This window comes from Nocardioides sp. PD653-B2 (genome assembly GCF_002117935.1).
In the GTDB taxonomy this organism is placed as follows: Bacteria; Actinomycetota; Actinomycetes; order Propionibacteriales; family Nocardioidaceae; genus Nocardioides.
Genome location: NZ_BDJE01000006.1, coordinates 23,692 through 48,788 on the forward strand (window position 1 = coordinate 23,692; position 25,097 = coordinate 48,788).

Genomic DNA, 25,097 nt, shown 5'->3' on the forward strand with positions numbered 1-25,097 from the left:
CTCCGGGTGATCCAGGTCGAAGGCTACGACCCCTCAGACCGGCGTCGGAGGCAGGTCCTCGACGAACTGGGTGCGGTAGAGGTCGGCGTACAGGCCGCCGTCGGCCAGCAACGAGGCGTGGGTGCCGCGTTGCACGATCCGGCCGCCGTCGACCACCAGGATCTGGTCGGCGTTGCGGACGGTCGAGAGCCGGTGGGCGATGACCAGGGACGTGCGGCCCTCGAGCGCGGCGTCGAGGGCGCGCTGCACGGCGGCCTCCGACTCGCTGTCGAGGTGGGCGGTCGCCTCGTCGAGCACGACGATCGACGGCGCCTTGAGCAGGAGCCGGGCGATCGCCAGGCGCTGGCGCTCGCCGCCCGAGAGCCGGTAGCCCCGGTCGCCGACCACGGTGTCGAGCCCGTCGGGCAGGGCGCGGACCAGGCCCGCGATCTGGGCGGCCTCGAGCGCGGCCCACACGTCCTGGTCGTCGGCGCCCGGGCGCGCGTAGAGCAGGTTGGCGCGGATCGTGTCGTGGAACATGTGGGCGTCCTGGGTGACGTAGCCGACGACGTCCTCGAGCGACTGCAGCGTCACGTCGCGTACGTCGTGGCCCCCGACGCGCACGACGCCCGCGTCGGCGTCGTACAGCCGGGCGACCAGGTGGGTGATCGTGGTCTTGCCGGCGCCGGACGGCCCGACCAGGGCGACCATCTGCCCGGGCTCGGCGACGAAGCCGATGTCGGTGAGCACCGGGCCGCCCTCGCGCGACTCCTTGCGGGCGATGGTCTCGAGCGAGGCGAGCGAGATCTCCTCGGCCCGCGGGTAGCCGAACGCGACGTGGTCGAACTCCAGGCGCGAGGCCGAGCGCGGCAGCGCGACGGCGTCCGGCTTCTCCTCGATCAGCGAGGGCAGGTCGAGCACCTCGAAGACGCGCTCGAAGCTCACCAGCGCGGTCATCACGTCGATCCGCACGTTGGAGAGGCTCTGCAGCGGGCCGAGCAGGCGCAGCAGGAGGGTCGCGAGCGCGATCAGGGTGCCGACGGTCAGGGTCTGGTCGACGGCCAGGTGGCCGCCGACGCCGTACACGAGGGCCGTGGCGAGCGCCGGCACCGCCATCATCGAGGCCGCGAAGACCCGGGTGAGCAGGGAGATCCGGACGCCGAGGTCACGGACCGTCGCGGCCTTGGTCGCGAAGAGCGCGTCCTCCTCGTCGCGGCGGCCGAAGAGCTTCAGCAGCATGGCGCCGCCCACGTTGAAGCGCTCGGTCATGGCGTTGCCCATGTCGGCGTTGCCGTCCATCTGCTGGCGGGTGAGCCCGGCCAGCCGGCCGCTGACCCAGCGCGACACCAGCAGCATCAGGGGGAAGATCGCCAGGCAGAGCAGCGTCACCTGCCAGCTCAGGGCGAGCATGGCGACGCCGACCACCACGACCGAGATGATGCTCGCGACGGTGCTCGACAGGGTCGAGGTGAACGCGCGCTGGGCGCCGATGACGTCGTTGTTGAGGCGCGACACCAGCGCGCCCGTCTGGGTGCGGGTGAAGAACGCGAGCGACTGCCGCTGGACGTGCCCGAACACGCGGGTGCGCAGGTCGTAGATCAGGCCCTCGCCGATCCGCGACGAGAGCCAGCCCTCGCCGACGGAGAGCAGGGCGCTGACGATCGCCGTCGCGGCCATCGCCAGCGCGAGGATCGTGATCAGGCGGCTGTCGCCGCCGACGATGCCGTCGTCGATGATGTGCTTCGCCAGCAGCGGCGTCACGACCACCAGGCCGCTGTCGATGACGGTGAGGACCAGGAAGACCGTGATCAGGCGGCGGTGTGGCCGGGCGAACCCGAAGACCCGGCGGACGGTCCCCCGCTCGATCCGGTTGTGGACGATGCTGCGGTCCGACCGCAGGTGGCGCCACGCGGCGCCCGAGCCCTGCATCCCCGACATCACGTCTCCCTACCCACCCATCAACGCCACCAGCTCGCGGAACCTCCGCGTCTGCGCCTCACGCTCCAGCCGGCGCTGGTCGTCCAGGCTCCGGTCGGAGGCTCCTTGGAGCAGTGCCTTCGTCTCCCGTACGGCGCCGGCCAGCGGCGCCGTCAGGGCCGCCACCAGATCGGCCACGGTCGCGTCCAGCTCGTCACCGGGTACGGCGGCGAGCGCGAGCCCGATGTCCACGGCCTCGTCCGCGCCGACCATCCGCGCCGTGGCACAGATCTCGAGCGCCCTGGCGTAGCCAACGCTCTCGACGAGCGGCTTTGTTCCCGTCAGGTCGGGCACCAGGCCGAGCGCCGACTCCTTCATGCAGAACTGCACGTCGTCCGCGACGACCCGGAGGTCGCACGACAGGGCCAGCTGGAAGCCGGCGCCGATGGCGTAGCCCTGCACCTGGGCGATCGACACGAAGCGCGGGTCGCGCAGGAACGTGAAGCCCCGCTGGAAGCCGTCGATCGCCGCCGAGACGTCCTCGTCGGACTGCGTCATCAGCGACGCCACCGAGCCCTCGCCGGCGCTGCTGGGGTCGAGCATGCTGCGGTCGAGCCCGGCCGAGAAGGCGGCGCCCGAGCCCTTCACCACGACCACGCGGACGTCGTCGGGCAGCTCGTCGCCGATGGCCGCCAGGGCGTGCCACATGGTCGGTGTCTGCGCGTTGCGCACCTGTGGACGGTTGAGCGTGATCGTCGCGACCGCACCGGTCACGTCGTACAGCAGGCCGGCGTCCTCGAGCGTCTTCTCGTCCATGGTGCGAACGATAGAGGGGGCCCCCGTCAGGCCAGGGACACCAGGTCGGCGTAGTCGTCGTTCCAGAGGTCTTCGTCACCGTCGGGCAGCAGCAGCACCCGGTCGGGCTCGAGCGCGCGGACGGCGCCCTCGTCGTGGGTGACCAGGATGATCGCGCCCTCGTAGGTGCGGATCGCGGCCAGCACCTCCTCGCGGGAGGCGGGGTCGAGGTTGTTGGTGGGCTCGTCGAGGAGCAGCACGTTGGCGCTCGAGACGACCAGCGACGCCAGCGCCAGGCGGGTCTTCTCGCCACCCGAGAGCACCTTGGCGGGCTTGTGGGCGTCCTCGCCCGAGAAGAGGAACGAGCCCAGCACGGAGCGGGCCTCGGTATCGGTCAGCTGCGGCGCCGCGCTCTGCATGTTCTCGAGCACGGTGCGGCTGACGTCGAGGGTCTCGTGCTCCTGGGCGTAGTAGCCGACCTTGAGCCCGTGGCCCGGGACGACCTCGCCGGTGTCGGGCTGGTCGACGCCGGCGAGGATCCGCAGCATCGTCGTCTTGCCGGCGCCGTTGAGGCCGAGGATGACCACGCGTGAACCCTTGTCGATGGCCAGGTCGACGTCGGTGAAGACCTCCAGCGAGCCGTACGACTTCGACAGCTCGGCGGCGGTGAGCGGCGTCTTGCCGCACGGCGCCGGGGCGGGGAACTTGATCCGCGCCACCTTGTCGCTCTGCCGCTCGCCCTCGAGGCCGGCCATCATCTTCTCGGCGCGCTTGAGCATCGACTGCGCCGCGGTGGCCTTGCTGGCCTTGGCGCGCATCCGGTTGGCCTGGTCGGTGAGGGTCTTGGCCTTCGTCTCGGCGTTGGCCCGCTCGCGCTTGCGACGTCGCTCGTCGGTCTCGCGCTGGGTCAGGTAGGCCTTCCACCCCATGTTGTAGACGTCGATCTCACCCCGGTTGGCGTCGAGGTGCAGCACCTTGTTGACGGTCTGCTCCAGGAGCGCGTTGTCGTGGCTGATCACGATCAGCCCGCCCTTGTGGGCCTTGAGGAACTCGCGCAGCCAGACGATGGAGTCGGCGTCGAGGTGGTTGGTGGGCTCGTCGAGCAGCAGCGTCTCGGCGCCGGAGAAGAGGATCCGGGCCAGCTCGACGCGGCGGCGCTGGCCACCGGAGAGGGTCTTGAGGGGCTGGGCGAGGATCCGCTCCTCGATGCCGAGGCTGCTGGCGATCGTGGCGGCCTCGGACTCGGCGGCGTACCCGCCGCCGGCGTGCAGCTCGGCGTCGGCGCGCTCGTAGCGGCGCATCGCCCGCTCGCGGACGGCGACGTCGTCGCTGCCCATCTCGGTCTCGGACTGGCGCAGCCGGCGTACGACGTCGTCGAGGCCGCGTGCCGAGAGGATCCGGTCGCGGGCCAGCACCTCGGGGTCGCCGATCCGCGGGTCCTGCGGCAGGTAGCCCACCTCGCCGGTGGTCTGCACGGTGCCGCTGGCGGGCTGGGCCTCGCCCGCGAGGATCTTGGTCAGGGTCGTCTTGCCGGCGCCGTTGCGGCCGACGAGACCGACCTTGTCACCGGCCGCCACCCGGAAGCTGACGTTCTCCATGAGCAGGCGCGCGCCGGCACGGACTTCCAGCTGGTGGGTGGTGATCATGAGGGTACGAATTCTAGGTGCGGGTACGGTCCTTCCGGGCATCGGCGCTGGTGTCCCAGGTCACGTCAAGGAGTGCGGATGCGGTTCAACCCGAAGGCTCGGCTCAACACCCGTCGGATGGGCGACGCCGGCCGCTCCGGCGCGGGTCGGGGTGCGAGCGGTGGCGGTGGCATCCCGATCCCCGGCGGCGCGGCGGGCGGTGGCATCGGCACGCTGGTCATCATCGTGATCGTCGTGGTCATCAGCATGGTGGCCCGCGGCGGCTCCGGCGGTGGCAGCTCGTACGACGACAGCCGGATGTCCGACACCGGGCGCTACGAGAAGTGCGACAGCGGCGAGGACGCCAACAACAGCTCCGACTGCGCGCGGGTGGCCGTCGAGAACTCGCTCACCGACTACTGGTCCGACGCGCTGCCCGACCAGTCCGGCACGGCGTTCGAGCCCGAGAAGAAGGTGGAGACCTTCACCGACGGGATCGGCACCGGCTGCGGCGCCGCGACCGCCGACGTGGGGCCCTTCTACTGCCCGAGCGACCAGACGATCTACCTCGACACGACGTTCTTCGACGACGTCCTGGAGCAGCAGCTCGGCGGGCCGGACGGCGGGTTCGTGGAGGCCTACGTGCTGGCCCACGAGTACGGCCACCACATCCAGAACCTGCTCGGCACCATGGGCCGGGTGAAGACCCAGCAGGGCCCGAAGAGCGACGCCGTACGCCTCGAGCTCCAGGCCGACTGCTACGCCGGGATGTGGGCCAAGGCCGCCACGACCACCGAGGACGACGACGGCAACGTGCTGATCCAGGACCTCACCGAGGACGACATCCAGCAGGCGATCGACGCGGCCACCGCGGTCGGCGACGACCGGATCCAGGAGGCGTCGGGCGGCGACGTCGACCCGGAGTCGTGGACCCACGGCTCGGCGAAGTCCCGGGTGCAGTGGTTCCTCACCGGCTACCACGACGGCACGCTGAAGGCCTGCGACACGTTCGCCGCAGGAGCCCTCTAGGAGTCGATCAACGCCTCGAGGTGGGTGAACTGCCGCTGCAGCGCGCGCAGGTGCGGCGCGACCGAGGGGTGGCGGTACTTGCCCGCAAGGGCGCCCTCTCCCCCGGCGACCCGGGCCAGCGCCCACTCGGCCCGGTTGAGGACCGTGAAGACGGCGGTGACCCGCGCGCCGAGGGTGACCTCCTCGCGGGTGGCGAGACCCTCCGGCAGTCCCATCAGGTAGGCATCGAGCAGCGGCTCGAGCTCCTCGCGGGCGGCGAGCGCGAAGTAGCCCAGGTCGGCACCGACCGGGCCGGTGCCGAGCGTCCCCCAGTCGATCGCGACGACGTCGTCGCCGTCTCGACCGGGCAGGTTGGCCGGCACCGGGTCGCCGTGCTGCGGCACCTGCACCAGCGCGTCGGCGGCGGCGAGGAACTCCGCCCGGCGTGACCACAGGTGGTCGGCGACGTCGGCGACCGTCGTCCGGGCCAGTGTCGTCCAGCCCCCACGCCGCTCGACCCGGTCCAGCCGGTCGCGGAGCAGGTTGCGCGCCAGCCACGGGGCGGGCGCGAGCTGGGCGCCGGCGAACCGGCCGAGCGCGTGCGCCACGAAGAGCCCGCTCAGCGAGGCGTCCTCGACCCACTCCTGGGTGATCGTGATGCCCTCCACGTCCTCCTCGATCGCGGCCAGCGGCGGCGGTCGGAGACCCGGCGCCGCGGCCACGATGTCGCTGGTCACGACGTCGGCGGCCCGCCGCCAGTAGGCGAAGTGCCGCGGGTTGCCGAGCTCCGCGGGGTCGTGCTCGGAGGGCGCGGCCAGCCGCTTGACGACGACCGGCTGGTCGCCGAGGACCGTACGCCAGACGCCGACCGTCGAGGCGCCGGTGGCTCCCGGGAGTGCTAGCCATCCCGGTTCGGGCTGCCACATGAGGCAGACGCTAGTGCACGTCGCGCCTGCGGAAGGCGATCTGGCCCGCGACACTCAGTGCGGCGGCGACCGCGGCCAGGACCAGGAAGGGCGTCCACCGGAAGGGCTCGACGGGCACGAGCGCCAGGTGCTCGAACGGCGAGAGGTCCTGGAACCACTGCGGCAGGTCGAGCAGCTCCCCGAAGATGAGGACGACGTACGAGAGCAGCAGCGCCAGCCAGGCGAGGAGCGCGGCCCGGGGCAGCAGCCCGTGCAGCAGCCGTGCGAACCCGGCCAGCACCAGCACCGCCGGGGCCGTCATCAGCAGCTCCACCGTCATCCGGGCGACCGCGCTCCCGTCACCGGTGACCAGCGCATAGCTCGTCCCGAGGCCCGCGCCCGCGAGGACCAGGACCGTCAGGGTGCCGGCCACGGTGACGGCGACGTGACCGGCCAGCCACGTGGAGCGCGGGAGCGCGGTGGCGAGCAGCACCTCCACGCGGCCGGCGTCCTCCTCGCCGCGCGGGCGCAGCGCCGACGAGATCGCGAACCCGGCCGCGAGCATCGCCAGCATCACGATGAGCATCGCGTAGAAGCCGTCCACGATGTCACCGCTCCCCTGGAGCACCAGGTCCCGCGACGTCTGGGAGTCGCCGACGAGGTCGCCGACGTCGTCGCCCATCGTCCCGAAGGCCAGCCCGCCGAGCAGCAGGCCGACCGCCCAGGCGGCCAGTGCGGCGCGCTGCAGCCGCCAGGCCAGGCCGAGTCCGGTGCCGAGGCTGCGGCTGGCGCGGGCGGGGCCGGGCCGGGCGGGCAGCACCCCGGACCCGAAGTCCCGGCGGTCGAACACGGCGTACCCCACCGCGACGGTGATGCCCGCTCCCGCGAGGAGCAGCAGCCCGGGCCACCACCGCAGCCCCGAGAACGCGTGCATCGCCTGGTACCAGCCGATCGGCGACATCCAGCTCAACGCCGCGGCGCTGATGTCGCCGAGCGCGCGCAGCGCGTAGGAGAGGCCGATCACCGCGCCGGCGAGGCCGTACGCCGCGCGCGTGCTCGTCGTCAGCTGCGCGGCGACCAGGGCCGTGCCGGTGAAGGACCAGCCGCAGAGCGTGAGCCCGGCGGCCAGACCGATCGAGTCGGCCGGCGCCAGCCCGTAGGCGACCAGGCCGGCGCCGGTGACGGCCCCGACCACGAGGTTGGCCAGCCCGGCGTCGAGGACGGCGGCCGTCATCGCGGCGTGCCGGCCCACGGGCGCCGCCCGGAGCAGCTCGTCGCGTCCGGTCTCCTCCTCGGCGCGGGTGTGCCGGCCGACGATGAACATGCTCATCAGGCCGACCAGGATCGCTCCGAACGCCGCGGACTGCCAGGTCACCTGCCCGCCGGTGGTGTTCAGCGCCCGGGCGGGCCCGGCCATCGCGATCAGCGCGGCGTTGTTCTCCATCCCGGCCGCCGCCTTGTCGAACTCCGCCTGGGTCGCATAGAGGCCGTCGACGCTCCAGCCCTGGCTGACGTAGAGGATCGCGATGCCCACCGGCCACCAGAGGTACATCCAGCGGTCGCGGCGCAGGAAGGCCCGCAGGAGGACTAGGGTCCCGGTCATCGCCGGCCGTCCTCCTCCCCGTCGATCCGGTCGCCGTAGTGCCGCAGGAACAGGTCCTCGAGGGTGGGCGGCTGGCTGGTCAGCGATCGCACACCGGCGGCCTGGAGGGCGTCGAGCACGGCGTCGAGCGCCGTGGTGTCGACCTCCAGGTGCACCCGGTGGTTGTCGATCTCGAGGTCGTGGACGCCGGGGAGCGCGTCGAGGCCGACCGGCGCGGACGCGAGGTCGGCGGTGACCGACGTACGGGTCAGATGACGCAGGTCGGCGAGCGTCCCCGACTCGACGCAGGCGCCCGACCGGATGATGCTCACCCGGTCACACAGGCGCTCGACCTCGGCGAGGATGTGGCTCGACAGGAGCACGGTGTGACCCTCGCTGCGGAACTCGTCGATGCACTCGCGGAAGACGGACTCCATGAGGGGGTCCAGCCCGGAGGTGGGCTCGTCGAGCACCAGGAGGTCGACGTCGGAGGCCAGCGCCGCGATCAGCGCGACCTTCTGCCGGTTGCCCTTGGAGTAGCTGCGGCCCTTCTTGGCCGGGTCCAGGTCGAAGCGCTGCAGCAGGTCGGCCCGGCGCCGCTCGTCGAGGCCGCCCCGGAGCCGGCCGAGCAGGTCGATGACCTCGCCGCCGGTGAGGTTGGGCCAGAGGTTGACGTCGCCCGGCACGTAGGCGAGCCGCCCGTGCAGCCGCGCCGCGTCGCGCCAGGGGTCACCTCCGAACAGCCGCACCTCGCCGTCGTCCTTACGGAGCAGGCCCAGCAGCACCCGGATCGTGGTCGACTTCCCGGCCCCGTTCGGCCCCAGGAAGCCGTGCACCTCGCCCTTCGCCACCGTGAGGTCGAGCCCGTCGAGGGCGCTCACGTGGCCGAACGTCTTCACGAGACCGGCGATGTCGATCACGTTCGTGTCCACGTCGCGACGGTACTCCCGGCGCCCGGGAAGCTAGCGGATCCGCGGCGGCAGCCGGTGGAGCTCGAGGTCGGCCAGGGTGCCGTCGACCGCGGTCGCTGTCAGGAAGGTGCAGTACGGCTGGCGCCGGCGGTCGGTCGGGGACCCGGGGTTGAGCAGCCGCAGGCCGGAGGCCGCGGTCGTGTCCCACGGGATGTGGCTGTGCCCGAAGACGAGGACGTCCACATCGGGGTACGCCGCCTCGCATCGTTGCTCGCGCCCCTGGGCGGCGCCGGTCTCGTGGACGACCGCCCACCGGACGCCGCCGATCGTCGCCCGGGCCACCTCCGGGAGACGGGCCCGCAGCTCGGGCCCGTCGTTGTTGCCGTGGACCCCGACGAGACGGCGGGAGCGCGCCTCCAGCTGGTCGAGGAGCGAGACGTCGACCCAGTCGCCTGCGTGGACGACCACGTCGGCTTGCTCGACCGCCGACCAGAGGGCAGCAGGCAGGTCCCGGGCCCGCTTCGGGACGTGGGTGTCGGCCATCAGCAGCAACCGGGTCATGCGTTGACGACCTCGACCCGCACCGCGCACGCATCGACGACGGCCTGCTCGAGGATCCCGCGCTTCGGATCGGGGACGGCCAGCCACGGCTCCACCACGGTGAGCTGCCTGAGCCGGCTGTCGGCCAGCACCTCCTCGACGGCGCCGTGGTCCCCGCCGGTCACCACCGGCAGCCGGTGGTCGAGCTTGTCGAGACCCTCCGTGAGGATCCGGGCCGCGTGGTCGGCCGCGGCCTCGTAGGCCTGGCGCGCCTGGTTGTCGCGCCGTCGCGCGAACCGCTGCTGGCTCTGACCCCCGGCCTTGGTGCGGCCCTGGACGTGGCGCTGGCCGACCTTGCTCTCCCGGGTCGTGGTGCCACTGAGCCGGGCGACCGCGAAGCCGCCCTTGCGCACCAGCAGCACGCCCCAGTCGTCGGGCGCGGTCGTCTCGGCGCGGAAGGCCGCGGCGTCGGGGAGCCCGTCGTACGACCGGTCGAACGGGAGCCGGGCGGTGAAGGTCGAGCCGTCGGCCGCCGCCCCCGTGAGCGCGCCCTCGGCGACGCCGAGCCCGGTCGCGCCGTGCCGGCCCTGGAAGTTGAGGACCCAGCGCTCGAAGCGCTCTGCGGGCACGGAGACGGTCACACGCCGACGCTAGGGCATGCCGGAAGCAGGTCGGGCGTGCCGTCCCATCGCCGGGCGAGAGGCGTGGACCGAGCCTGGAGCGGGTAGGGGTGATCGCCGTGAGGCCCTCTGCGGCGCTGGCCGCTGTCACCGTCCTGATCGTGGCCACCGGCTGCTCCGGTGCCGACGACGCCCCACCGCGGGAGGCGGTCCCGACCACCCTCGCGCCGGCCGACGTCTCGTGCCCCCAGACGGACATCGACCGCCAGCACGTCACCCACTTCCGTGCGGTCGCCCAGGGCGCGCCGAAGCTGCGCGCGGACCTCACGGTGACCGACCTCGGGCACCGCGACTTCTGCGTCGTGCCGGACAGCTACGAAAGCCCTCGGGTCGCCTCGAAGATCAGGTCGTACACCGTGCAGCTCGACGACCGCGACAACTACGGGGAGCGGTACGGCACCTTCGACCGCCGGCCGAGTGAGGAGCTGCTCAACTTCCCGTTCGAGTTCCACGTCTACGGCGCCTGTCGTCAGGTCACTGCCACGATCGTGGTGCGCAGCCACGGCACCGACTACACCTACCGGGCCCCGGCGCAGGCCGGCCCGAAGTGCGCGGCCGACTGAGGCGTCGCCCGAGAAGTGACTGTTCCACCGGCGCACCGACCGTCGCGGTCTCGCTCGACCTCGTCGGGTCGCGACCGCTCACGTCGTCCGCGGTCGCACCTCAGACGTTGAAGCCGAGGGCGCGCAGCTGCTCGCGGCCGTCGGGGGTGATCTTGTCGGGGCCCCACGGGGGCATCCAGACCCAGTTGATGGCGACGTCGTTGACGAGGCCCTCGAGCGCCGAGTTGGTCTGGTCCTGGATCACGTCGGTCAGCGGGCAGGCCGCGGACGTCAGGGTCATGTCGATGACGAGGTTGGAGCCCTCGTCGAGGTGCAGGTCGTAGACCAGGCCGAGATCGACGACGTTGATGCCCAGCTCGGGGTCGACGACGTCCTTCATCGCCTCGGTGACGTCGTCCAGCGAGACGGTCGAGGTGCCGACGCCACCACCGGAGAGCACAGCCTCGGGGACATCGGGGAGGTCACTGTGGTCAGCCATGGTTCGACTCCTCTTGGTGTGTTGGTGATCCGGCCTGGACGGTGGCGTCTTTCCAGGCCATCCACGACAGTAGTGCGCACTTCACGCGCGCGGGGAACTTGGCGACGCCGGCGAACGCGATGCCGTCCTCCAGCACGTCCTCGTCGGGCTCCACGTTGCCCTTGCCCTGCATCAGGGTCAGGAAGTCCTGGTGGATCGCCATGGCCTCGTCGACCGGCTTGCCGATCACGAGGTCGGTCAGCACCGACGCGGACGCCTGCGAGATGGAGCAGCCGACGGCGTCGTACGACACGTCCTCGACGACCCCGTCGTGCAGGTGCACGCGCAGGGTGACCTCGTCACCGCAGGTCGGGTTGACGTGGAACACCTCGGCCTCGAAGGGGTCGCGCAGGCCCTTGTGGTGAGGGTTCTTGTAGTGGTCCAGGATGATCTCCTGGTAGAGCGCGTCGAGTTCCTGAGTCATCTCACTCAACCCAACTTGAAATACGAGCGGGTGTATTCCAGGCCCTCGACGAGCGCGTCGATCTCGCCCGGCGTCGTGTAGAGGTACGACGACATCCGGGTCGAGCTCTGCACGCCGAAGCGGGCGTGCGCGGGCTTGGCGCAGTGGTGGCCCGCCCGCACAGCGATGCCGCGCGAGTCGAGCACCTGCGCCACGTCGTGGGGGTGCACGCCGTCGATCTCGAAGGAGATCGCGCCGCCGCGGTCGGCCGCGTCGAGCGGGCCGAGGACCTTCAGGCCGGGCACGGTCGCGAGACCCTCGAGGGCGTACGCCGTGATCGTCTGCTCGTGCCGGTGGATCGCGTCCAGCCCGATGTGGGCCAGGTAGTCGACCGCGGCGCCGAGGCCGATCGCCTCGACGATGGGCGGGGTGCCGGCCTCGAACCGGTGCGGCGCTCGCGCATACGTCGAGCGTGCCATCGTCACGGTCTCGATCATCTCGCCGCCGCCGTGGAACGGCGGGAGCTCGTTGAGCAGCTCCTCGCGCCCCCACAGCACGCCGATGCCGGTCGGGCCCACCGTCTTGTGACCGGTGAACACGAGGAAGTCGCACCCGGCGGCGCGGACGTCGACGGGCAGCTGCGGGGCCGCCTGGGACGCGTCGACCACCGACACCGCGCCGACCGCACGCGCACGCGCGGCGAGGTCGGCCACCGGGTTGATCGTGCCGAGCATGTTCGAGACCCAGGTGAAGGCCACGACCTTGGTGTGCTCGTCGACGAGCCGGTCGGCGTCGGAGAGGTCGAGCCGGCCGTCGTCGGTCAGCCCGAACCAGCGCAGCTCGGCGCCAGACCTCTCGCAGGCCAGCTGCCACGACACGATGTTGGAGTGGTGCTCCATCTCGGTGATCACGACGTTGTCGCCGGGGCCGAGCTCGATCGTGCGGGCCAGCAGGTTCAGCGCCTCCGTGGCGTTCTTGGTGAACACCACCTCGTTGCGCGACGGGGCGTTGACGAACGCGGCCACCTGGTCGCGAGCCGCCTCGAACGCCTCGGAGGACTCCGCACCGAGCTGGTGCATCGCCCGCGCGACGTTCGCGTTGTGGTGCTCGAGGTGGTCGACCATCGTGTCGATGACCACCTGCGGCTTCTGCGACGTGTTGGCACTGTCGAGATAGACCAGCGGCAGACCGCCCGCGAGAGTTCGCTCGAGGATCGGGAAGTCTGCGCGGATCACCTCCAGCTCAGGGAGGAGGCCGGCCAGCTGGGTCGTCGTCATGTCAGACCGCCGCCGTGAGGTACTTCTCGTAGCCCGAGGCTTCCAGCTCCTCGGCGAGCTCCGGCCCGCCCTGCTCGGCGATCCTGCCGTCGACGAAGACGTGGACGTAGTCGGGCTCGATGTAGCGCAGGATGCGGGTGTAGTGCGTGATCAGCAGGACGCCCTTGCCCTCCTGCGCGCGGAAGCGGTTGACCCCCTCCGACACGATCTTGAGCGCGTCGATGTCGAGGCCGGAGTCGGTCTCGTCGAGGATGGCGACCTTGGGGTTCAGCAGCTCGAGCTGGGCGATCTCGTGGCGCTTCTTCTCGCCGCCGGAGAAGCCCTCGTTGACCGAGCGGGTGCCGAACGTCGGGTCGAGGTTGAGCTTCTCGAGCGCGGTGTTGACGTCCTTGACCCAGGTGCGGAGCTTCGGGGCCTCGCCGTCCAGCGCGGTCTTCGCCGTGCGCAGGAAGTTGGAGACCGAGACGCCGGGCACCTCGACGGGGTACTGCATGGCCAGGAACAGCCCGGCCCGCGCCCGCTCGTCGACCGACATCGCGAGGACGTCCTCGCCGTCGAGGGTGACGGTGCCACCGGTGATCGTGTACTTCGGGTGGCCGGCGATCGAGTAGGCCAGCGTCGACTTGCCCGACCCGTTGGGGCCCATGATCGCGTGCGTCTCGCCGTCCTTGATGGTCAGCGTGACGCCCTTGAGGATGTCCTTGGGGCCGTCCTCGGTGTCGACGGACACCTTGAGGTCCGTGATGACGAGCTCGCTCATGAGGGGGTGACTCCGTTCAGGGTGGTGGTGGTGTCTACGTAGATGTCGTCGCCCTTGACCTCGACCGGGAAGGTCGCGACGGGTTCGGTGGCGGGCAGCCCGGTGGGCTTGCCGGTGCGGAGGTCGAACCGCGAGCCGTGCAGCCAGCACTCGACCGTGCAGTCGGCGACCTCGCCCTCGCTCAGCGCGACGGCCGCGTGGGAGCAGAGGTCCTGGATGGCGAAGAACTCGTCCCCGTCACGCGCGAGCGCCACGTCGTACTCCCCGACCGTGACGCCGAGCGCCTCGTCGGTCGGGACGTCGCTGACCGCGCAGGCACGCTCGAAGCTCATCGGGCCTCAGACCCGGGTACTGAGGAGCCGACGAAGGAGGCGTCTCGAAGTACGTTCTTCGCCAGCTCCGCCTCGACCGTCGTGAGCAGCTGCTCCTCGATGGAGGGGATGCCGACCTTGCGGATCAGGTCGTTGAAGAAGCCGTGCACGACGAGGCGCCGCGACTCCTTCTCCGAGATCCCGCGCGAGCGCAGGTAGAAGAGCTGCTCGTCGTCGAAGCGGGCGGTCGCGGACGCGTGGCCCGCCCCCTCGATCTCGCCGGTCTCGATCTCGAGGTTGGGCACGGAGTCGGCCTGGCAGCCGTCGGAGAGGACCAGGTTGCGGTTCTCCTCGTAGGTCTCGATGCCCTCGGCGATCTTGCGGATCAGCACGTTCCCGATCCAGACCGTGTGGGCGCCCTGGCCCTGGAGCGCGCCCTTGTAGAGCACGTGGCTCTTGGTGCGGGGCGCGTTGTGGTCGGCGAAGAGGCGGTGCTCGAGGTGCTGGCCCTCGTCGGCGAAGTAGAGGCCGAGCAGCTCGGCCGAGCCGCCGGGGCCGGCGTACTCGACGTTGGCGTGCATCCGCACCAGGTCGCCGCCGAAGGAGATCGACGTGTGCTTGACGCTGGCGTCGCGCCCGACCTGGATCGCGTCGCGGCCGAGGTGGACCGCGTCGTCGTCCCAGTCCTGCAGGGACAGCACGTTGACGTTGGAGGCGTCTCCGGCGAGCACCGTGGTGATCGCGGAGTAGCGCGCCGAGCCCGTGTGCGTGATCACGACCGTGGCCTGCGCGTGGCGACCGACCCGGATCACCAGCCGACCCCAGACCAGGTCGTCGGCCGACTCGCCGTGCAGGCGCAGGACGATCGGCTCGGCGATCTCCGACTCCGCCGGGACGTCGAGCAGCACCGCGGTCCCCGCGTTGGCAGCAGCCAGCGCGGAGGGCCGGTCGATCGGGGCGAGCTCGCCGAGCTCACGCGCCTGCTCGGCGGAGATCTCGGTCAGGGTCACGCCGTCAGGCAGCGTGGCCTCCCGGGTGAGGGTCGCGTCGGACGCCTCGCCGTCGAGGATGCCGCGGAGCCGCTTGAGCGGCGTGAAGCGCCAGATCTCCTCACGACCGTGCGGGACCGGGTGGTCAGCCAGGTCGTACGACGGGGGCGGGTTCAGGTGGCTGAACAGCGGCCCCTGCTCCAGGGCGGACTCCACGCTCTCGCGGGCAGTGTCGGTCAACGTCATCTAAGCAAACTTCCTAGTGTTCAAAAGCGATCGTAACCACGGGAAGGGCGGTCTACCGCGTGACAGAAAAGGGGCCCGCGTGGCGGAGCGAAGCGACGACACGCGAGTCTCCGTGGGCCGGCGTGGCGGAGCGAAGCGGAGACACGTCAGCCCACGGCCCCTTCCATCTGGAGCTCGATGAGCCGGTTGAGCTCGAGGGCGTACTCCATGGGGAGCTCCTTCGCGATCGGCTCGATGAAGCCGCGCACGATCATCGCCATCGCCTCGTCCTGCTCCATGCCGCGGGACATGAGGTAGAAGAGCTGGTCGTCGGAGACCTTCGAGACCGAGGCCTCGTGGCCCATCGACACGTCGTCCTCGCGGATGTCGACGTACGGGTAGGTGTCGCTGCGGCTGATCTGGTCGACCAGGAGCGCGTCGCAGAGCACGTTGGACTTCGAGCCGTGCGCGCCCTCGTTGACCTGGATCAGGCCGCGGTACGACGTCCGCCCACCGCCGCGCGCCACCGACTTCGACAGGATCGACGACGAGGTGTGCGGAGCGGCGTGCACCATCTTGGCGCCGGCGTCCTGGTGCTGGCCGGCCCCGGCGAACGCGATGGAGAGCGTCTCGCCCTTGGCGTGCTCGCCCATCAGGTAGATGGCGGGGTACTTCATCGTCACCTTGGAGCCGATGTTGCCGTCGACCCACTCCATGGTCGCGCCGGCCTCGCAGGTGGCGCGCTTGGTGACGAGGTTGTAGACGTTGTTCGACCAGTTCTGGATGGTCGTGTAGCGGCAGCGCCCGCCCTTCTTCACGATGATCTCCACGACCGCGGAGTGCAGCGAGTCGGAGGAGTAGATCGGGGCGGTGCAGCCCTCGACGTAGTGCACGTAGGCACCCTCGTCGACGATGATCAGGGTGCGCTCGAACTGGCCCATGTTCTCGGTGTTGATCCGGAAGTAGGCCTGCAGCGGGATGTCCACGTGGACGCCGGGCGGGACGTAGATGAACGAGCCGCCCGACCACACCGAGGTGTTGAGCGCGGCGAACTTGTTGTCGCCGACCGGGATCACGGTGCCGAAGTACTCCTGGAAGAGCTCCGGCTGCTCCCTGAGCGCCGTGTCGGTGTCGAGGAAGAGGACACCCTGCTCCTCGAGGTCCTCACGGATCGAGTGGTAGACGACCTCGGACTCGTACTGGGCCGCGACGCCGGAGACCAGGCGCTGCTTCTCCGCCTCGGGGATGCCGAGCTTGTCGTAGGTGTTCTTGATGTCCTCGGGGAGGTCGTCCCACGTCGCCGCCTGCTTCTCGCTGGAGCGCACGAAGTACTTGATGTTGTCGAAGTCGATCCCGGACAGGTCGGATCCCCACGACGGCATCGGCTTGCGGTGGAAGAGCTTGAGACCCTTCAGCCGCAGGTCGAGCATCCACTGCGGCTCGTTCTTCTTCGCGGAGATGTCGCGGACGACCTCTTCGCTCAGGCCGCGCTTGGCGGTAGCACCGGCCACGTCCGAGTCGGCCCAGCCGAAGTCGTAGCGTCCGATGCCCTCGAGCTCGGGATTGCGCTCGTCGATGGTGGTCATCAGCTGACCCGCTCCTTCGTGTTGATGGGCGTTGCGGTGGGTGTGCTCGGAATGCAGGTGGTGCAGACCCCGTCGCCGTGGGCGATCGTGGCCAGCCGCTGGACGTGCCGGCCGAGGACCAGGCTGATCGCCTCGGTCTCGGCCTCGCACAGCTGCGGGAACTCATGGGCCACGTGGGCCACCGGGCAGTGCTGCTGGCACAGCTGCTCGCCGACCGGCAGCTCGCGAACCGTCGCGGCGTACCCCTCGTCGGTGAAGACCTGGGCCAGGACCGCGGCGGACCCGAGCTCGGGGTGCTCCGCCCGGATCCCCTCGAACCTCTCCTGGACGAACGCCACCCGACGGGTCGCGAATTCCCGGACGGCCGCTTCTCCCCCGGTCTCGGCGAGGAACCGGAGCGCCTGCGCCGCGAGGTCGTCGTACTGCTGGTCGAAGCCGTCGCGGCCCGACTCGGTCAGGGCGAAGAACTTGGCCGGCCGACCCCGGCCGCGGGCGGCCTGGCTGCGCGGCTCGCGGGCCTCCACGGCACCGTCCTCGAGCAGCTGGTCGAGGTGACGGCGCACGGCCGCGGGAGTGAGGTCGAGCCGCTCGGCGAGCGCCGCGGCGGTGGAGGGTCCGTTGACGAGGATCGACCGGGCGACGCGCTGGCGCGTCGTCTGGTCGTGCCCGGCTCCGTCACTCCGGGCGGGCGCCTCGTCGAATTCCACAACACCAGTGTGCCGTTAATGAAACTGAGGGTTCAAGCAAGGCGACCCTTACCTGCGCCGGCTCGGGGTCCATCGGGCCCCGAGGTCTTGGACCACCTGCGAGAATCGAGACAGCTTGACGATGATCCCTCACCCACCCGTGGACCAGCCATGATCGAGCGCCTGGGCGCCCTGCTCCGCTCCCGCACCGTGCTGGTCCTGGGCGTCCTCGTGAGCATCGTGGTGCCCGTCGTGACGCTCCCGCGGCTGCCGGCCGTGAGCCCGTGGCCGCTGCTCGCCGGACTGCTGCCCTGGGTGGTCGGCAAGTACCTCCTGTGCCCGCTGCGGTGGCGGGCCCTCACCGACGCGGGCCTCACCCGGCGCTGGCACCTGCGCGCGTACGCCGAGTCGGAGCTCCTCGGGCTGCTGACCCCCGGGCACGTCGGCGCCGACCTGTGGCGGGTGCACCGGCTCACCGGCGCCGGGCTGGGGCGCGGCGACGCCGTCCTCAGCGTCGGCGCGGACCGGCTCGTCGGCGCCCTCGCGCTGGCCGCGTTCGTCGGCTTCGCAGGAGCCGCGCTCCCGGTCGACATGCTCCTCGGGGTCGCCGGCGTCGCCCTCGCCGGCGTCGTCGTCGTCCTGGTCCTCCACCGGGTCCGCCCCGGGGTGCTGCCGACCCGGCGGCTCCCCCGCCCCCGCCAGCTGGTCCACGGCCTCGTGCTGTCGGCGGGCTACCAGCTCTCCATCGCAGCCCTCCTGCTCGGTGCCGTCGCGGCGACGGGTCACAGCGTCTCCCCCCTGGCCGTCCTCGGCGCGTTCGGCGCCAGCCAGCTCGCGGGCGCCGTGCCGGGCCCGAACGGCGCCAGCCCGCGCGACGGCGCGCTCGTCGTCGGCCTGGTGGCGACCGGGGTGCCCTGGGCCGCGGCGGTGGCGGCCGTCTCCCTCAAGGCCGCCCTGGCCTGGCTGCCGGCGCTGACCCTCGGTGGCACGAGCCTGTTCGTCACCCGTCGCCAGCTGGCCGCCGCCGCGGCGCCGGCCTGATCGGGACTTCGGCCGACCAGGTCGGGACCTTCGCCTCACGCCCGCACCGCCGGGTCCCCACGACGATGGTGAGAGGTCGTCGTAGCCCCACCGGCGTCGTCGCGTCGGATGCAGGAGTCGAGCCATGCTCATGCCGCCCAGCGCTCTCACGGGGCACCGGCGTGTGCGGTGGGTGGCGACCCAGGCCGTGCTGGTGGCGGCCGGCGTCTTCTGCTACTTCCAGGTCCGCGGGCTCACCGCCGCCGCGCCGCGGGTCGCCTTCGCGCACGCCCGGGACGTGCTCTCCTTCGAGCAGCGCCTGGGCATCGACGTCGAGCCGGGCCTCCAGGCGGTCGTCACCGTGTCACCCGTCCTGGAGACACTCGCGAACTGGGTCTACATCTGGGGCCACTGGCCGGTGATCGTCGGCGTGATGGCCTGGCTCGCCTGGCACCACCGCCACGTCTTCCTCCGGCTGCGCGACGCGATGCTGATCTCCGGCAGCCTCGGCCTGGTGGTGTTCGTGTCCTACCCCGTCGCCCCGCCCCGCCTCGCCGACACCGGACTGGTCGACACCGTCACCGAGCACTCCCGGGCCTACCGGTTCCTCCAGCCGCCGAACTTCGTCAACCAGTACGCCGCGATGCCCAGCCTCCACGCCGGCTGGGACCTCCTCGTGGGTCTCTCCGTGGCCGCGGCCGCCACCACCGTCGCCGTACGCCTCCTCGGCTACCTGCTGCCGGTGCTGATGGCCTTCTCCGTGGTCGCGACCGCCAACCACTACGTCGTCGACGTGGCCGCCGGACTCGCCCTCGCCCTGGTCGGCTACGCCGGAGCGCTGCTGCTGGAGCGCCGGCGCGAGCGACGCAGCCGGGAGGAGGTCCCATGACGGTGCTCGCGATCGCCCACCGGGCCGGCAACTCGCTGGCCGGTCTCCACGCGACCAACCTCCTCGGCGCCGACGTCGTCGAGTGCGACGTGCACCGCCATCGGTCCCGGCTCGAGGTGCGCCACCTCAAGACGGCCGGGCCGCTGCCCTTCCTCTGGGACCGCTGGGAGCTCGCCTCGACGAAGGCGCCGCGCCTGGGCCTCGCGGAGCTCCTCGAGGCCGACCGGCACGGCACGACCTTCATGCTCGACCTCAAGGGGCGCGACGTCGCCACCGGCCGCGCCGTCGCCGCTCTCCTCCACGACCGCGCGCACGACCGGCCGCTGCTCGTGTGCGGGCGGCACTGGCCGGCGGTGGAGCGGGTCGCCGAGCTGTCATACGTCCGGTCGGTGCTGTCGGCCCGCAACCGGGCCGAGCTGTCCGCGCTGCGCCGGCGGGTCCGCGACGCCGACCGGCCCGCGCCGTACGGCGTGTCCGTGCACGCCTCGCTGCTCGACGCCGGCGTGGTCGCGGAGCTGCACCGCTGCGTCGAGGTGGTCATGACGTGGCCGGTCAACGACCTGGCCACCCTCGGACGGGTGCTGGCGGCCGGTGTCACCGGCGTCATCAGCGACGAGCCGGCGATCCTGCGCGAGGTCCTGGACCGGAGGAGGCGTCCACCTGCGGGCTAGCCTCGTCCTCGGACTGCTCCTGGGAGACTGGACGAAAATCATGGCGACCTCGCTGTTGGGCACCGTCGTACGCCGTGTCGAGGACCCCGAGCTGCTGCTCGGCCGGTCGACGTTCGTCGACAACCAGCAGGATCCGGACCTGCTCCACGCGGTCTTCGTGCGCAGCCCCGTCGCGCACGCCCGCATCGGGGCCATCGACACCGCGGCGGCCGCCGCCGTCCCGGGCGTCGTGGGGGTCTTCACGGCCGCCGACCTCGGCGAGCGGCACTACCCGCCGTTCGCGGAGGTCAACCCGGCCGCTCGCCGGCGACCGCTCGCCGGCGAGAAGGTCCGCTACGTCGGCGACCCGGTCGCCGTCGTCGTCGCCGATTCCCGCGCCGCCGCGGTCGACGCCGCCGAGCTCGTGGACGTCGACTACGACGTGCTGCCCGCGGTCGCCGACATGGAGGCCGCCCTCGCGCCCGGGGCGCCGCTGCAGTTCGAGGACATCGCGGGCAACATCGCGGGGTCCCGCAAGGACGACGACCAGAGCGACCCGTGGGGAGACGCCACCCACGTGGTGCGGGTCCGGATGGAGAACCAGCGCATCGCCACGTCCCCGATCGAGGGGCACGCCATCGTCGTGCGGCCCGGCGACGGCGAGCTCACGGCGTACGTCGCGACCCAGCAGCCGCACCTGGCGCGCGACCAGATCGCGACCTACACGGGCCTCGCCCAGGACCGGGTCCGGGTGGTCACGCCGCACGTCGGCGGCGCGTTCGGCGGCAAGGCGGGCGCGGCGGCCGAGCACTGCGCGGTCGTCGGCGCGGCCCTCGCGCTGGGCCGCCCGGTCAAGTGGTCCGAGACGCGCAGCGAGGCGATGCTGTCCATGCAGAGCCGCGGGCAGGTGCAGTACGCCGAGCTCGGGCTCGACGACGACGGCCGGATCCAGGGGATGCGCCTGCGGCTGGTCGGCGACTGCGGCGCGTACGCCGGGTTCGGCGGCTCGTTCGTGCTGGGCGGGACCTACCTGATGGCGCAGGGTGTCTACGACGTCCCCCGACTGCGCTACTCCGCGATCGCGGCACTCACGAACACCGCACCCAACGGGGCGTTCCGCGGCGCCGGGCGGCCCGAGGCGGCGGCGCTCATCGAGCGACTGATGGACGTGGCGGCCGACGAGCTGGGGCTCGCTCCCGAGGAGATCCGCCGCCGCAACCTCATCCAGCCCGACGCGTTCCCGTTCGAGACCGTCACCGGCGCGACCTACGACATCGGCGACTTCGACCTGCCCCTGCGCGAGGCGCTGCGGATCGCCGACGTCGAGGGGGCGCGAGCCGAGCAGCGGCGGCGGCGCGAGGCCCACGACGTCCGCCAGCTCGGCATCGGCATCTCGACGTACGTCGAGATCACCGGCTTCGCCGGGTCGGAGTTCGGCGGCGTCGAGATCCACGAGGACGGCACCGCCACGGTCATGGCGGGCACCTCGGCGCACGGTCAGGGTCACGCGACCGCGTTCTCGATGATCGTTGCCGACCGGCTCGGCATCCCCATGGACCGGATCACCTACGTGCAGTCCGACACCACCCGCGTCCGCACCGGCGGGGGCACCGGCGGGTCCCGGTCGCTGCAGCTGGGCGGCACCGCGGTCGACGGCGCGGCCACCCTCGTCCGCGAGCGCGCCCTGGACGTCGCGGCCCGGATGCTGGAGGCCTCCTCCGCCGACGTCGTCGCGACCGACGACGGGTTCGGGGTGCAGGGCGTCGCCCAGGCACAGGTCAGCTGGGCCGAGGTCGCGGCGTACGCCCACGAGCACGACGGCGGCCTGTCCGCCACCCACGACTTCCAGCAGCCTGGGTCGACGTTCCCCTTCGGCGCCCACGTCTCGATCGTCGAGGTGGACACGGAGACCGGCCACGTCACCCCGCTGCGCCACATCGCCGTCGACGACTGCGGACGGGTGGTCAACCCGCTGCTCGTGCGCGGCCAGCAGCACGGCGGCACGCTGTCGGGCATCTCCCAGGCGCTCTGGGAGCACATGGTCTACGACGCCGAGGGCACGCCGCTCACGTCCACGTTCGTCGACTACGCGATCCCGACCGCGGCGGACGCCATCTCGTTCGACGTGTCCACCACCGAGACGCCCACGCCGCTCAACCCGCTGGGCGCCAAGGGCATCGGCGAGTCCGCGACGATCGGGTCGACGCCGGCGGTCCAGAACGCCGTGGTCGACGCGGTCAGCCACCTCGGCGTCCGCCACATCGACCTGCCCTGCACTCCGCAGCGGGTGTGGCGCGCGATCGAGCAGGCCCGCGCGGGGACGCTGCCCGACCTGTGGCGAGAGCCGCCCGCGGCGTTCGACACGATCCCCGGCGACTCCGCGGGCGGCTCGGTCACCAGCGGCGCCGAGGTGTGAGCCCGCGACCCGACACGCGGCCCCCGGCCGGCCGTTCCTACACTTCAGGGGTGCCTGATGACGCATCTCCTGCCGTCTCGGTCGACGGACTGGTCATGCGGTACGGCGAGAAGGTCGCCGTCGACGGGCTCTCGCTGACGGTCGGGCGGCAGACGATCACCGCCGTACTCGGCCCCAACGGGGCCGGCAAGACCACCACGCTCGAGACGTGTGAGGGCTACCGCAAGCCGCAGCAGGGCTCGGTGCGCGTGCTGGGGCTCGACCCCGTCCGCGAGCGCCGCGACCTGCTGCCGCGGATCGGCGTCATGCTCCAGGGGGGCGGGGCGTGGAGCGGCGTGCGCGCGATGGAGATGCTCGACCACGTCGCCCGTCTGCACGCCCACCCGCTCGACACCGCCATGCTCTCCGACCGGCTCGGCCTCGGCGACTGCGGCCGGACGCCGTACCGCCGGCTCTCGGGCGGCCAGCAGCAGCGGCTGGGCCTGGCGATGGCACTGGTCGGCCGTCCCGAGATCGTCTTCGTCGACGAGCCGACCGCGGGCATGGACCCGCAGGCCCGCCGGACCACGTGGGAGCTGCTCACCGAGTTGCGCGACGACGGCGTGACCGTCGTCCTCACCACCCACTACATGGACGAGGCCGAACGGCTGGCCGACCAGATCCACATCATCGACCACGGGCGGCTGATCGCCTCGGGCTCGCCGCTCGAGCTGACCCGCGGCGGCACCCACGCGACGATCCGGCTGGTGGTCACCCGGCCGTTCCCGCCCGGGTCGCCGGACTCGCTGCGGGCGGCGTTCGGCCCCGGGACCGAGGTCACCCTGCTCGACGAGGTGAGCCTGCTCGTGACCGGGCCGGCCGACGCGTCGACGCTGGCGAAGGTCTCGCACTGGTGCGAGGTCAACGACGTACTCCCCGAGTCGCTGACCCTGGGCCAGCGCAATCTCGAGGACGTCTTCCTCCAGCTCACCGGACGGCAGCTGTCCTCCACCCCGACAAGCCGCTCGCTCCGCTCGCGCGTCGCCGGGGACCCCGAGCCATGAGCGGCACCTTCACACCCCGGCCCGGCGCGGCCCCGCTCGGCCGCCAGGTGCTCGCCCAGGCGCGGATGGAGTCGAGGCTGATGCTGCGCAACGGCGAGCAGCTGCTGCTCGCCGTGGTGATCCCGGTGATCGTGCTCATCGGCGGCGTGACGGGCGCGGACAGCATCGGGATCTCGCTCGAGCACGACCCGATCGACGTCTTCGCACCCGGCGTGCTCGCGCTCGCGGTGATGTCCACGGCGTTCACCTCGCTCGCCATCGCCACCGGCTTCGAGCGCCGCTACGGCGTCATCAAGCGGCTCGGCTCCTCGCCGCTCCCCCGGTCCGGCCTGCTCGCCGGCAAGGTCGGCGGCCTGCTCCTCGTCGAGCTGCTGCAGGTGGTCGTCATCTCGGCGGTCGCGCTCGCGATGGGCTGGGACCCGGATCCCGGCTACCTCGGCGCGCTGCTCGCCGTCGTCCTCGGCACCGCGGCCTTCGCCTCCCTGGGGCTCTTCCTCGCGGGTGCCCTGCGCGCCGAGGCGACGCTCGCCGCGGCCAACCTCGTCTACCTCCTGCTGCTCGCGGGCGGCGCGGTCGTGCTGCCTGTCTCGGCGTACGGCGCGTTCGGCGACGTCGTGCGCTGGCTCCCGTCGGGAGCGCTCGGCAGCGCCATGCGAGACGCCCTGATCGACGGCGGCGTCGCCTGGCGCGACCTCGGCGTCCTGCTCACCTGGGCGGTGCTCGGCACCGTCCTGACAGCGAGGACCTTCAAGTGGGAGTGACCGACCGCCTCCGGCGTCTCGACGAGGGGCTGACCGGCTGGGCCTGGGCGACGATCGTGTCCAACTGCGTCCTCGTCGTGACCGGCGGCGTCGTCCGGCTGACGGGCTCGGGGCTCGGCTGCCCGACCTGGCCGCGCTGCACCGACGAGTCGTTCACGCCGCACGGTGCCTACAACATGCACTCGGCGATCGAGTTCGGCAACCGGCTGCTCACCTACGTGCTCGTCGCGGTCGCGGTCGCCACGTTCGTCGCCGCCTGGCAGTCCGGCCGGCGCGACCTGCGCCGCCTGGCGCTGGTGATGGCGCTGGGCATCCCCGCACAGGCGGTCATCGGCGGCATCACGGTGCTGACCGACCTCAACCCGTGGGTCGTCTCGCTGCACCTGCTCTGCTCGCTCGCGATCATCGGCGTGGGCGTGCTCTTCCTGCACCGGATCGACCACCCGGCGCCCGCCGTACCTCCGCGCGGGCCGGTGGTCGGTCTCGCCTGGGCGACCTTCGGCGCGGCCTGGGCCGTGCTCTACGTCGGCACCGTCGTGACCGGCTCCGGCCCGCACGCCGGCGACGCCGACTCGGCCCGCAACGGCCTCTCGCCCCTCCAGATGAGCCAGCTGCACGCCGACCTGGTGTTCCTGTTCGTCGGGCTGACCCTGGGCCTGCTCTTCGTGACGTTCGCGACCGGCGCCCCTGCGGGGACCCGGCGCGCGGTCATGGTGCTCCTCGTGGTCGAGGTGGCCCAGGGCGCGATCGGCTTCGTGCAGTACTTCACCGACCTGCCGATCGTGCTCGTGGGCTTCCACATGCTCGGCGCCGCGCTGGTCTCGGCGACGGTCACCTGGGCCGTGATCCGGGTCCGCGAGCCGGTCCTGCGCTGACCCGTCGCTTCGGCACACCGGAGGAGCGCTGAGCCGTCGCTTCGGCACGCAATAGGAACGCTGAGCCGTCGCTCCGGCTCGCGGCAGGAGCGCTGAGCCGTCGCCTCGGCTCGCCGACCACCCAGGCCGGCTGTGCACCAGCGACGGGTCAGTGCCACCGGAGCGTGCACCAGCGACGGGTCAG

At 71.9% G+C, this 25,097-nt stretch carries 25 protein-coding genes; 9 read left to right on the forward strand and 16 right to left on the reverse strand.

Annotated elements, in window-relative coordinates; genetic code table 11:
- Nucleotides 1-33 precede the first annotated feature (33 nt).
- From PD653B2_RS02560 to PD653B2_RS02570, 3 genes are read right to left on the reverse strand one after another with little or no spacing between them, the layout of a single operon-like run.
- Nucleotides 34-1,917: an ABC transporter ATP-binding protein gene (locus PD653B2_RS02560; RefSeq protein WP_085870758.1), complete on the reverse strand. Its 1,884-nt coding sequence runs from the start codon at nt 1,915-1,917 to the stop codon at nt 34-36.
- Nucleotides 1,918-1,926: 9 nt separating this feature from the next.
- On the reverse strand, nt 1,927-2,712 hold the full coding sequence (locus PD653B2_RS02565; RefSeq protein ID WP_085870759.1) for an enoyl-CoA hydratase/isomerase family protein: 786 nt from the start codon (nt 2,710-2,712) through the stop codon (nt 1,927-1,929).
- A gap of 26 nt (nt 2,713-2,738) precedes the next feature.
- Complete coding sequence (locus tag PD653B2_RS02570; RefSeq protein WP_085870760.1) at nt 2,739-4,337, reverse strand: ABC-F family ATP-binding cassette domain-containing protein; 1,599 nt, start codon at nt 4,335-4,337, stop codon at nt 2,739-2,741.
- Nucleotides 4,338-4,415: 78 nt separating this feature from the next.
- On the opposite strand from PD653B2_RS02570, the gene PD653B2_RS02575 reads away from it, so the two are divergent.
- Nucleotides 4,416-5,345, forward strand: coding sequence for a KPN_02809 family neutral zinc metallopeptidase (locus tag PD653B2_RS02575; protein WP_085870761.1), 930 nt, complete (start codon nt 4,416-4,418; stop codon nt 5,343-5,345).
- Here PD653B2_RS02575 and PD653B2_RS02580 read toward each other — a convergent pair.
- Genes PD653B2_RS02580 through PD653B2_RS02600 form a run of 5 tightly spaced genes read right to left on the reverse strand, consistent with a single transcriptional unit; the run spans nt 5,342 to nt 9,903 of the window.
- Nucleotides 5,342-6,250: a phosphotransferase gene (locus PD653B2_RS02580; protein ID WP_085870762.1), complete on the reverse strand. Its 909-nt coding sequence runs from the start codon at nt 6,248-6,250 to the stop codon at nt 5,342-5,344. The two genes, PD653B2_RS02575 and PD653B2_RS02580, sit on opposite strands and share 4 nt — an antisense overlap.
- 10 nt (nt 6,251-6,260) lie before the next feature.
- Nucleotides 6,261-7,832, reverse strand: a complete 1,572-nt coding sequence (locus tag PD653B2_RS24170) for an ABC transporter permease (protein ID WP_089503868.1) — start codon at nt 7,830-7,832, stop codon at nt 6,261-6,263.
- Nucleotides 7,829-8,743 carry an ABC transporter ATP-binding protein gene (locus tag PD653B2_RS02590; RefSeq protein WP_085870764.1) on the reverse strand — a complete coding sequence of 305 codons (915 nt, stop codon included), beginning with the start codon at nt 8,741-8,743 and terminating at the stop codon, nt 7,829-7,831. Before PD653B2_RS02590 ends, PD653B2_RS24170 begins: the two co-directional genes overlap by 4 nt.
- Before the next feature lie 30 nt (nt 8,744-8,773).
- Nucleotides 8,774-9,283 (reverse strand): metallophosphoesterase family protein, encoded by a 510-nt coding sequence (locus PD653B2_RS02595; RefSeq protein ID WP_085870765.1) that lies wholly within the window; start codon nt 9,281-9,283, stop codon nt 8,774-8,776.
- Nucleotides 9,280-9,903, reverse strand: coding sequence for an acVLRF1 family peptidyl-tRNA hydrolase (locus PD653B2_RS02600; RefSeq protein WP_085870766.1), 624 nt, complete (start codon nt 9,901-9,903; stop codon nt 9,280-9,282). The genes PD653B2_RS02595 and PD653B2_RS02600 overlap by 4 nt, the downstream gene beginning before the upstream one ends.
- 98 nt (nt 9,904-10,001) lie before the next feature.
- Between PD653B2_RS02600 and PD653B2_RS02605 the strand changes: the two genes are divergently transcribed.
- Nucleotides 10,002-10,505 carry a hypothetical protein gene (locus PD653B2_RS02605; RefSeq protein WP_133059105.1) on the forward strand — a complete coding sequence of 168 codons (504 nt, stop codon included), beginning with the start codon at nt 10,002-10,004 and terminating at the stop codon, nt 10,503-10,505.
- A gap of 100 nt (nt 10,506-10,605) precedes the next feature.
- Here PD653B2_RS02605 and PD653B2_RS02610 read toward each other — a convergent pair whose 3' ends face one another.
- The 8 genes from PD653B2_RS02610 to PD653B2_RS02645 form a co-directional block, all read right to left on the reverse strand.
- A complete protein-coding gene (locus tag PD653B2_RS02610) occupies nt 10,606-10,983 on the reverse strand; it encodes a metal-sulfur cluster assembly factor (RefSeq protein ID WP_085870768.1) in 378 nt (125 codons plus the stop codon).
- Nucleotides 10,976-11,446, reverse strand: coding sequence for a Fe-S cluster assembly sulfur transfer protein SufU (gene sufU, locus PD653B2_RS02615; RefSeq protein WP_085870769.1), 471 nt, complete (start codon nt 11,444-11,446; stop codon nt 10,976-10,978). Before sufU ends, PD653B2_RS02610 begins: the two co-directional genes overlap by 8 nt.
- A 5-nt stretch (nt 11,447-11,451) precedes the next feature.
- Nucleotides 11,452-12,702, reverse strand: a complete 1,251-nt coding sequence (locus PD653B2_RS02620; RefSeq protein WP_085870770.1) for a SufS family cysteine desulfurase — start codon at nt 12,700-12,702, stop codon at nt 11,452-11,454.
- Between the two features lies 1 nt (nt 12,703).
- Nucleotides 12,704-13,462, reverse strand: coding sequence for a Fe-S cluster assembly ATPase SufC (gene sufC / locus PD653B2_RS02625; RefSeq protein WP_085870771.1), 759 nt, complete (start codon nt 13,460-13,462; stop codon nt 12,704-12,706).
- Nucleotides 13,459-13,794 carry a non-heme iron oxygenase ferredoxin subunit gene (locus tag PD653B2_RS02630; protein WP_085870772.1) on the reverse strand — a complete coding sequence of 112 codons (336 nt, stop codon included), beginning with the start codon at nt 13,792-13,794 and terminating at the stop codon, nt 13,459-13,461. Before PD653B2_RS02630 ends, sufC begins: the two co-directional genes overlap by 4 nt.
- Nucleotides 13,791-15,008, reverse strand: a complete 1,218-nt coding sequence (gene sufD, locus PD653B2_RS02635; RefSeq protein WP_085870773.1) for a Fe-S cluster assembly protein SufD — start codon at nt 15,006-15,008, stop codon at nt 13,791-13,793. The genes PD653B2_RS02630 and sufD overlap by 4 nt, the downstream gene beginning before the upstream one ends.
- A 146-nt stretch (nt 15,009-15,154) precedes the next feature.
- Nucleotides 15,155-16,573: a Fe-S cluster assembly protein SufB gene (gene sufB, locus PD653B2_RS02640; RefSeq protein WP_085870774.1), complete on the reverse strand. Its 1,419-nt coding sequence runs from the start codon at nt 16,571-16,573 to the stop codon at nt 15,155-15,157.
- Nucleotides 16,573-17,280, reverse strand: a complete 708-nt coding sequence (locus PD653B2_RS02645; protein WP_085870775.1) for a helix-turn-helix transcriptional regulator — start codon at nt 17,278-17,280, stop codon at nt 16,573-16,575. The genes sufB and PD653B2_RS02645 overlap by 1 nt, the downstream gene beginning before the upstream one ends.
- 150 nt (nt 17,281-17,430) lie before the next feature.
- On the opposite strand from PD653B2_RS02645, the gene PD653B2_RS02650 reads away from it, so the two are divergent.
- The 7 genes from PD653B2_RS02650 to PD653B2_RS02680 all read left to right on the forward strand — a co-directional run bounded on the left by PD653B2_RS02650 (nt 17,431) and on the right by PD653B2_RS02680 (nt 24,913).
- Nucleotides 17,431-18,300, forward strand: coding sequence for a lysylphosphatidylglycerol synthase domain-containing protein (locus PD653B2_RS02650; protein ID WP_165763305.1), 870 nt, complete (start codon nt 17,431-17,433; stop codon nt 18,298-18,300).
- A 124-nt stretch (nt 18,301-18,424) separates the two neighbouring features.
- On the forward strand, nt 18,425-19,168 hold the full coding sequence (locus PD653B2_RS02655) for a phosphatase PAP2 family protein (RefSeq protein WP_085870777.1): 744 nt from the start codon (nt 18,425-18,427) through the stop codon (nt 19,166-19,168).
- Nucleotides 19,165-19,839, forward strand: a complete 675-nt coding sequence (locus tag PD653B2_RS02660) for a glycerophosphodiester phosphodiesterase (RefSeq protein WP_085870778.1) — start codon at nt 19,165-19,167, stop codon at nt 19,837-19,839. Before PD653B2_RS02655 ends, PD653B2_RS02660 begins: the two co-directional genes overlap by 4 nt.
- A 40-nt stretch (nt 19,840-19,879) precedes the next feature.
- Nucleotides 19,880-22,234, forward strand: a complete 2,355-nt coding sequence (locus PD653B2_RS02665; RefSeq protein WP_085870779.1) for a xanthine dehydrogenase family protein molybdopterin-binding subunit — start codon at nt 19,880-19,882, stop codon at nt 22,232-22,234.
- A gap of 95 nt (nt 22,235-22,329) precedes the next feature.
- Nucleotides 22,330-23,277 (forward strand): ABC transporter ATP-binding protein, encoded by a 948-nt coding sequence (locus tag PD653B2_RS02670; protein ID WP_085870780.1) that lies wholly within the window; start codon nt 22,330-22,332, stop codon nt 23,275-23,277.
- The gene (locus tag PD653B2_RS02675; protein WP_085870781.1) at nt 23,274-24,038 is read left to right on the forward strand and encodes an ABC transporter permease; all 765 of its coding nucleotides are present in this window, start codon (nt 23,274-23,276) and stop codon (nt 24,036-24,038) included. Before PD653B2_RS02670 ends, PD653B2_RS02675 begins: the two co-directional genes overlap by 4 nt.
- Nucleotides 24,029-24,913 carry a COX15/CtaA family protein gene (locus tag PD653B2_RS02680; RefSeq protein ID WP_085870782.1) on the forward strand — a complete coding sequence of 295 codons (885 nt, stop codon included), beginning with the start codon at nt 24,029-24,031 and terminating at the stop codon, nt 24,911-24,913. The genes PD653B2_RS02675 and PD653B2_RS02680 overlap by 10 nt, the downstream gene beginning before the upstream one ends.
- Nucleotides 24,914-25,097: the final 184 nt, after the last annotated feature.